The 8,213-nt window shown below is 54.8% G+C and carries 5 protein-coding genes and 7 tRNA genes; all 12 read right to left on the bottom strand.

Translation table 11 applies throughout. The features are described from left to right. Positions 1-2: 2 nt before the first annotated feature. A tRNA-Glu gene (locus tag QTL79_RS11710) sits at positions 3-77 on the bottom strand. A gap of 5 nt (positions 78-82) precedes the next feature. Then, positions 83-158: transfer RNA gene (locus tag QTL79_RS11705), tRNA-Lys, on the bottom strand. Positions 159-222: 64 nt separating this feature from the next. After that, positions 223-298 (bottom strand) — tRNA-Phe (locus QTL79_RS11700). A gap of 9 nt (positions 299-307) precedes the next feature. Further along, positions 308-384 (bottom strand) — tRNA-Asp (locus QTL79_RS11695). Positions 385-398: 14 nt separating this feature from the next. Next, a tRNA-Val gene (locus QTL79_RS11690) sits at positions 399-474 on the bottom strand. A 9-nt stretch (positions 475-483) separates the two neighbouring features. Beyond that, positions 484-558 (bottom strand) — tRNA-Glu (locus QTL79_RS11685). 5 nt (positions 559-563) lie between these two features. Next, positions 564-639 (bottom strand) — tRNA-Lys (locus tag QTL79_RS11680). A gap of 86 nt (positions 640-725) precedes the next feature. Beyond that, on the bottom strand, positions 726-1,649 hold the full coding sequence (gene hprK / locus QTL79_RS11675; protein ID WP_346355144.1) for an HPr(Ser) kinase/phosphatase: 924 nt from the start codon (positions 1,647-1,649) through the stop codon (positions 726-728). A 364-nt stretch (positions 1,650-2,013) separates the two neighbouring features. Continuing rightward, entirely contained in the window at positions 2,014-3,300 is a 1,287-nt protein-coding gene (locus tag QTL79_RS11670) for an adenylosuccinate synthase (protein WP_346355143.1), read from the bottom strand. A gap of 32 nt (positions 3,301-3,332) precedes the next feature. Then, positions 3,333-4,625 (bottom strand): adenylosuccinate lyase, encoded by a 1,293-nt coding sequence (gene purB / locus QTL79_RS11665; RefSeq protein ID WP_346355142.1) that lies wholly within the window; start codon positions 4,623-4,625, stop codon positions 3,333-3,335. 295 nt (positions 4,626-4,920) lie between these two features. After that, positions 4,921-6,255: a replicative DNA helicase gene (gene dnaB, locus QTL79_RS11660; RefSeq protein ID WP_346355141.1), complete on the bottom strand. Its 1,335-nt coding sequence runs from the start codon at positions 6,253-6,255 to the stop codon at positions 4,921-4,923. Beyond that, a complete protein-coding gene (gene lonC, locus QTL79_RS11655) occupies positions 6,249-8,195 on the bottom strand; it encodes a Lon family ATP-dependent protease (RefSeq protein ID WP_428845477.1) in 1,947 nt (648 codons plus the stop codon). The genes dnaB and lonC overlap by 7 nt, the downstream gene beginning before the upstream one ends. Between the last annotated feature and the right edge of the window lie 18 nt (positions 8,196-8,213).

Raw genomic sequence — 8,213 nt, 5'->3', positions numbered from 1 at the left:
GTTGGTGACCCGTAGGAGAATCGAACTCCTGTTCCAGCCGTGAAAGGGCCGTGTCTTAACCGCTTGACCAACGGGCCGTGAATGGTGACCCACGATGGACTCGAACCATCGACACCCTGATTAAAAGTCAGGTGCTCTACCAACTGAGCTAGTAGGTCCTAAAATAGAAAACTCGGCAAGATCGCCCAGCGTGCAGCGCGTAATGCCGAAGTTATAAACAAGTGGTGCCACAGGGCGGAATCGAACCGTCGACACGAGGATTTTCAGTCCTCTGCTCTACCGACTGAGCTACCGTGGCAAAAAAAAATGGCGACCCTGAACGGATTTGAACCGTCGATCTCCGCCGTGACAGGGCGGCATGTTAGACCGCTACACCACAGGGCCGCGAAAGGATAGTTTGGTGGGGGATGACGGGATCGAACCGCCGACATCCTGCTTGTAAGGCAGGCGCTCTCCCAGCTGAGCTAATCCCCCGAAAAAAGTTGGTGACCCGTAGGAGAATCGAACTCCTGTTCCAGCCGTGAAAGGGCCGTGTCTTAACCGCTTGACCAACGGGCCGTGAATGGTGACCCACGATGGACTCGAACCATCGACACCCTGATTAAAAGTCAGGTGCTCTACCAACTGAGCTAGTAGGTCATGTGTCAGTACCTGCTGACAAGATATGATTATACAGGAACATTCATAATCCGTCAACACTATTCTCGTATTTTACATTTTATTTTTTAATCGTCTTTTTTGCAGAGCGCCTGCTGGCGGCTGATAAATTCGCGCGCACCGTCATAGCCGGTATCTTTCAAGCGCTGGTTCATCGCTGCGACCTCGATGATACTCGCGATATTGCGTCCTGGGCGCACCGGGACGGTTTTACAGGGCAACTTGACGCCGAGAATCTCGCGCGTCTCCTCGTCGACGCCAAGGCGGTCATAATAGCGGCCATCCTGCCATTCTTCGAGGTTGATAATCATATGGATGCGGTGACGTTCGCGCACCGCGCTGATGCCGAAGAGGCGGCTGACATCGAGAATGCCGAGACCGCGCACCTCCATCACATAACGCAGCACTTCGGGCGCGCGTCCGGTCAAAGTATATTCTTCGCTGCGCGTGATCTCGACCGCATCGTCGGCAACCAGGCGATGGCCGCGTTTAATCAGTTCGAGCGCCGTTTCGCTCTTGCCGATGCCGCTGTCGCCGGTAATCATGATCCCCATGCCGGAAACATCCACTAAGACCGCATGCACGGTCGTACGCGGCGCGAGGCGTTCTTCGAGAAATGCCGAGAGACGGCTGAGAAAGGCGGTCGTCGCCAGTTTGCTGCGCAAGACAGGCAGTTTCTTCTCCGCGGCGCGCTCGAGCCAACGCGTCGGCAGTTCCTGGCCCGCGCTGACGACAAGGCAGGGAAAGCCGAGCTCGGTCAGGTCGTGCCAGCGCTTATAGGCGATTTCCTCGCCCTGTGCCGCAAGAAAGTCGAGTTCCGTATGTCCCATCAGCTGCACGCGCTTGGCGTCGTAGTAATCCGCATAGCCGGTCAGCACCAGGCCGGGTCGATTGACGTCCGCGACCGTTACCGCACGCGTCATATCGGCCTCGGTGATCAAAAGCTCCAGTTTCATCGCAGCGGCCATTTCCTTTACTGTTAAAGCTTCCATCGTAGTCTCCTTTTGCATTTAGCTTTGTCTGCCTTCTTTTCGCTTTCGCGCCCTCATCTTCCTGCCGAAAAAATCCGCCGCGCTTCGCTTTGCAAAAAATAGCTAAAAACCCCCGGCATTCGCCGGGGGTAGCGCCTGTTGACAAAACGAAATCAAGTGAGACGTTTTTACACGAAGAGTCGAAGAAGGGAAGGTCGGAAGAGATTTTAAATTCTTCCTTTCTTCTCGCCGGGCCGATAGTATCGGCCCGCTTCGCTTCTTCGTGTTATCGTTTCCTTTAATCCTTCTATTCGTTCCTGTTATCGTATTCTGTTTTTTCACTTGTCTACACTCTAAACCCCCGGCATTCGCCGGGGGTAATCGATTAAGCAAACATTTCGTGTAGGATCATCGTTTGATCACGACGCGGACCGACCGACACGATGCCGATCTTGATCTCAGCCGCTTCGCTGAGACGTTCCAGATAACGGCGCGCATTCAGCGGCAGGTCTTCATAGCGGCGAATCGCGGTCGTATCGGACTGCCAGCCCGGCAGCTCTTCGTAGACCGGTTCGACTTCGGCCAATACTTTGAGGCTGGCCGGGAACTCGTTCAGCGGCTGGCCTTTATAGGTGTAACCGACGCAAATTTTCAGCGTCTTCATTTCATCGAGAATGTCGAGACGGGTAATCGCCATGTAGTCGATGCCGCTCAGCTTGCCCGCATAGCGCACGACGCGCGCGTCAAGCCAGCCGCAACGACGCGGACGACCTGTCGTGGTGCCGTATTCATGACCGCGTTCGCGGATATGATCGCCTACTGCATCATGCAGTTCCGACGGGAACGGGCCTTCTCCGACGCGAGTCGTATACGCCTTGACTACGCCGACGACTTTGCCGATTTTCGTCGGGCCGATGCCCGCGCCGACGCAGACGCCGCCTGCGATCGGATGCGAAGAAGTGACATACGGATACGTGCCGTGATCCAGGTCGAGCAGCGTCGCCTGCGCGCCTTCGAAGAGGACTTTTTCGCCCGCATCGATCGACTCGTTGAGTTCATAAGAGGTATCCGCCACATACGGGCGCAGTTGTTCCGCATACGCCAAATATTCGGCTTTCACGGTTTCATAGTCAAAACCGTCCATATCATACATGCATTTCAGCAGACGATTCTTCGCCTCGATGTTCCTTTTCAGCACGAGCGCAAATTCTTCCGCATCCATCAGGTCAACAATCCGGATGCCGCAGCGGGAATTCTTGTCCATGTAGCAGGGACCGATGCCCCGTTTGGTCGTACCAATCTTGAAATCGCCGCGCGCGATTTCTTCCGCTTCGTCGAGCAGACGATGGTACGGCATGATCACATGCGCCCGGTTGGAAATCTTGAGTCCGGAAGTGTCGATGCCGCGCGCCTGAACGCCTTTGATTTCTTTCAGCAAGACGCCCGGATCGATCACGACGCCGTTGCCGATCAGACAGGTTTTGCCATTATATAAGATGCCCGACGGCAACAAATGCAGTTTGAATTCTTCGCCGCCCACCACTACGGTATGCCCGGCATTATTGCCGCCTTGGTAGCGGACAACCACGTCAGCCTGTTCCGCCAAATAATCGACGATCTTGCCTTTGCCTTCGTCGCCCCATTGCGTACCCATAACAACTACTGATCCCATAATTTCTCGTCTCCTTTGCTCCGCCGGAATTCTTATAATCCGAAGCGGGCCATAATTGTGTCTACATTACGCAGATAATAGGTGTACTCAAAGCAGGCTTCAATCTCCGCTGCCGTGAGGTATTTTTTAATTTCTTCATCGTTAATGACATTGGTTTTGAAATCGGCGCCTTCCATCCAGCGCGCCATCGCGTTTTTTTGCACCCAGCGATAGGCGTCTTCGCGCACGACGCCTTTATCGACCAGCGCCAACAACAGACGTTGGCTGAAGACCAGACCGCCGGTCTTTTCCATGTTCGCCTTCATCGCATCCGGATAGACCAAAAGCTTGTCGACGATATTGGTAAACTTGCGCAGCATATAATCGAGCAGCAGGAAGCTGTCCGGCAAAATGATCCGTTCGACCGACGAATGCGTGATGTCGCGTTCATGCCAGAGTGCGACATTTTCGAGCGCCGCCAGCGCATTGCCGCGTACGACGCGTGCCAGACCGGCGACGCGTTCGCAGGTGATCGGATTGCGCTTGTGCGGCATCGCCGACGAGCCTTTCTGACCTGGCGCAAAATATTCTTCGACTTCGCGGATATCGGTGCGCTGCAAATTGCGTACTTCCGTTGCAAATTTATCCAAGGAACTGGCCACGACAGCCAGCGTCGTCATCAGTTCGGCATGGCGGTCACGCTGAATGACCTGCGTCGCCAGCTTGGCAGGCTTGATGCCCATCTTGTCGCAGATATAGGCTTCGACTTCCGGGCCGACATTGGCATAGGTGCCGACTGCGCCGGATACTTTGCCGACGGATACGCTTTCCTGCGCGCGTTTGACGCGTTCGATGTTGCGTTCCACTTCGTCGAGCCAAAGCGCGAACTTCAGCCCGAGCGTGATCGGTTCGGCATGAATGCCATGCGTACGGCCGATCATCACCGTATATTTGTGTTCCGCCGCGCGACGCCGCAGCACCTGCCGGAATTTTTCCAGGTCGGCCAGGATAATGTCGCAGGCCTGATTCATCATCGAGCCGAGCGCGGTATCTTTTACGTCCGTAGACGTCAAACCCATGTGGATATATTTTGCTTCATCGCCGACATTTTCCGCCACTGCCTGGAGAAATGCCAGGATGTCATGATGCGTTACCGCCTCGATCTCACGCAAACGTTCCATGTTGAAATCGGCTTTCTCTTTAATCACGGCTACGGCTGCTTTGGGCACCTGTCCCAATTCCGCCATGATTTCCGCGGCATGGATTTCGACTTTCAAGATCGTACGGAATTCATTTTCTTCTGTCCAAATGGCCGCCATTTCGGGGTAGGTATAACGAGTAATCATTTGCACACGCTCCTACATTACAAATTTAATCTATCGAGAGCGTCTGATTCGTAAAATCAGCCGACCCATTGTCAACACGCGTCTGACCTGGCACATTTTTTCCCTTGAATATCATAGCACCTGCACTTTAGCCTGTCAATGGATTTTACGAATGATGTGTTTTTTAAGTTTTTTATTGTTCGGCTTTTTCGCACACATTCTCGACTAAAAGCGACAATTAATATAATTGTTCGGAAAAACAGGAAAAGCGCCCCTTAGCCCGATCCAAAAATCGGCTAAAGAGCGCTGCTTTGCTTTACTCGTTCCGCGGCGACAAGTCGACAAAACGAGTGAATTGTTTATGAAAGAAGAGACGGACCGTATCGACCGGACCATTACGATGTTTGGCGATGATAAGCTCCGTGATGTTCTTGTCTTCCGTATCCGGGTTGTAGTAATCTTCGCGATACAGAAAGGCGACGATATCCGCATCCTGCTCGAGCGAACCGGATTCGCGCAAATCGCTGAGCATCGGTTTTTTCACCTGACGCGACTCTACGTTACGGCTGAGCTGCGACAGTGCTATGACCGGCACCTGAAGCTCACGTGCCAGCGATTTAAGAGAGCGGGAAATCTCCGAGATTTCCTGCTGGCGGTTTTCGCCGCCTTTGCTGCCGCCGCTGCCTTGCATCAGTTGCAAATAGTCGATGATGATCAGTTTAAGATCATGCTCCACTTTAAGACGCCGCGCCTTCGAACGCATTTCCATGACCGTGATGCCTGGCGTGTCATCGATGAAGATGTTGGCGCTCGAGAGACGATCCGCGCCGCTGACCAGCTTTTCCCAGTCGTTCGGTTCGAGTTCGCCGATCCGGAGCCGCTGCGAATCGATCGCCGATTCGGCGCACAGCATACGCTGCACCAGCTGCTCCTTGGACATTTCCAAACTGAAGAAGGCAACCGTCCCTTTCGCCCTGATGCCGACATTTTGCGTGATGTTCAGAACGAAGGCGGTCTTACCCATACTCGGACGCGCCGCCACTAAGATCAAATCGGACGGCTGCAGGCCGGACGTCAGTTTGTCGAGATCCTTAAAGCCGCTCGACAGGCCGGTGATGCTGCCTTTGGAAGCATAGAGCTTTTCGATCTTGTCGAAGGCATCCATGATGATCGACTTGACCGGCGTAAATTCGTTGCCGGACTTGCGGTTCGAGATCTCAAGGATCGTCCGCTCCGCCTTGTCCATGATGTTGTTGACTTCTTCCGCTCCTTCATAGCCCATCGCCGCAATGTTGGTCGCGGCATTGATCAGCTGGCGCAGCAGCGCCTTTTCTTCGATGATGCGGGCATGGTACATGACGTTGGCGGCCGTCGGGACGCTGTTCGCCAGCGAAGCGACGTAGGAAAGGCCGCCTGCGCCTTCGAGCTTGTCATCCTTGCGCAGATGCTCGACAACCGTGACCAGATCGACCGCCTCGTTGCGATTAAAGAGATCCATCATCGCGGCAAAGATGCGGCCGTGTCCTTCCCGATAAAAATCTTCCATCCGCAAAAATTCGGCCACCTTGGAGATGGCCTCCTTTTCAATCAACATCGCGCCGAGTACAGCCTGCTCGGCTTCCAGGTTCTGAGGCGGTAAACGATCTAACATGAAACAGTTTCCTCCTCAGGTACTAAAATAATCGCCAGCGCTTCTTCGGCCGTTTCGACCGGACGGATCTTAAGGCCGAGATGATCCGGCGGAACATCTTTTTCGTTTTCTTTCGGAATGACCATCGTCGTAGCGCCTGCCTGCTTCGCACCATACGCTTTTTCGAATACGCCGCCGACCGCTTTGACTTTGCCCTGCAGCGATATTTCGCCGGTAACGGCGACGCGCTGACAGATCGGCCGACCGGTGATCGCTGAAATCACCGCCGCCAGGATCGCAGTGCCCGCAGAGGGTCCGTCGATCCGGCCGCCGCCGACGACATTGACATGGATGTCAAAGTCTAAGAGATCCTTGCCGGTCAGTTTTCTTACCACCGCGGCGGCATTAAAGACCGAATCCTTCGCCATGCTGCCCGCGGTGTCATTAAAGCGCATACCGCCTTTGCCTTTTTCCGGCGCAGGAAACGCGACCGCCTCGATCTCAAGGACTGAGCCCAGATAGCCCGCGACGCCAAGGCCGAAGATCTTGCCGACTTCCGCCGTATCACTCGCCTTGCGGCTTACATACGGCGTCATCCTGCTGACTTGCGCGACGTGGTAAACGTCGGCGGCCTGGATTGTGACCCGATGCTCGTTTTGGTTGTCTTCGCGATAAAGCGCGAGGCCGTAGGCGTCGGCCAAAATATTCACAGCCTTGCGGCCTTCAATCGTATATTCGCTGATGACCGCGGGAACGCTGTCTTCGAGTACAACGCCCAGTTTTTCCGCCGCATTGCGCACGATTTCCTGCACCTGTTGCGGCGTCAGCGGTTCGAAATAAATCTCCGCGCAGCGTGAACGGATCGCCGGATTGATGTCTTCCGCATCGCGCGTCGTCGCGCCGATTAAAATGAAATCGGCCGGTGCGCCGTCCTGAAAGAGTTTGCGCACATATTGCGGCACGTTCGGATCGGACGGGTCGTAATACGATGAATCGAACGAGACCTTCTTGTCTTCGAGCACCTTCAGCAGCTTATTCTGCAGGATCGAATCCATTTCGCCGATTTCATCGATAAAAAGAATCCCGCCATGCGCCTCGGTGACCAGGCCGGGCTTTGGTTCAGGAATGCCGCTGTCGGCCATTTCGCGCCGCGCTCCCTGGTAGATCGGATCATGCACCGAGCCGAGGAGCGGATTGGTAATGCCGCGCGAATCCCAGCGCAGCGTCGTGCCGTCGACTTCGATAAAAGGCGCGGCTTCGGCAAACGGCGTGAAACGCAAGCGTTTCGCTTCTTCCAGAACGAGGCGGGCGGCCGTCGTCTTGCCGACGCCGGGCGGCCCGTATAAGATCAGATGCTGCGGGTACGGCGAAGCCAACTTCGCGCGCAGCGCTTCCACCGCACGTTCCTGCCCGACAATTTCGCCTAAACTCGCCGGACGAACCAATTCCATCGCCGAACGCGTCAGTTCGACCTGATCGAGCGCTTCGAGATCCGCCAGTTTTTTAAGCGTGCCCGGATTTTCCGGATCTTTCGCCTCGTCCTTGATGATCTGCATTTTGATTTCCCGGATGTATTCTTGATGACGCTCTTCCATACGCTCATTCACTTTGCGTTCCATGCGCTCTTCGAGATTGCGCCGCGCCAGCATGTCGGCCAGCTCATCTTCCAGTTCGTCAAGCAGCGGCGGAACCTCTTCTTTGCTCGGCAAGGCCGCAAGCGTCGGGTCTTCAAAGACCAGGCGCTGTAGGCCAAGAACGCGCTCCGACAGTTTTTCTGAGCGCATCAGCGTCAGCGCATCGAGTTTTCCGGCTTTAAGAATGACCTTTTCCGGCCCTATAAGCGCAGAATACAGCCCATATAGGGCTGTAACGCGACGCAACATTTTATCTTCTTCCGAGTCTTTCACCTCCGGCGTTCCAGCCGTTGTCGACCCCAATAACTTGCTAAAAAAATCTTTCATGTATCCTACCCTCTCTCC

The organism is Azotosporobacter soli, assembly GCF_030542965.1.
In the GTDB taxonomy this organism is placed as follows: Bacteria; Bacillota; Negativicutes; order SG130; family SG130; genus Azotosporobacter; species Azotosporobacter soli.
Note: the sequence above shows the minus strand (reverse complement) of the source record. Positions and strands in the feature narration are given on the sequence as shown.

Bases quoted from the DNA above. Each gene is read 5' to 3' on its own strand.
- hprK (WP_346355144.1), bottom strand. From the start codon at position 1,649: ATGGAAGCTTTAACAGTAAAGGAAATGGCCGCTGCGATGAAACTGGAG.
- QTL79_RS11670 (WP_346355143.1), bottom strand. From the start codon at position 3,300: ATGGGATCAGTAGTTGTTATGGGTACGCAATGGGGCGACGAAGGCAAA.
- purB (WP_346355142.1), bottom strand. From the start codon at position 4,625: ATGATTACTCGTTATACCTACCCCGAAATGGCGGCCATTTGGACAGAA.
- dnaB (WP_346355141.1), bottom strand. From the start codon at position 6,255: ATGTTAGATCGTTTACCGCCTCAGAACCTGGAAGCCGAGCAGGCTGTA.
- lonC (WP_428845477.1), bottom strand. From the start codon at position 8,195: ATGAAAGATTTTTTTAGCAAGTTATTGGGGTCGACAACGGCTGGAACG.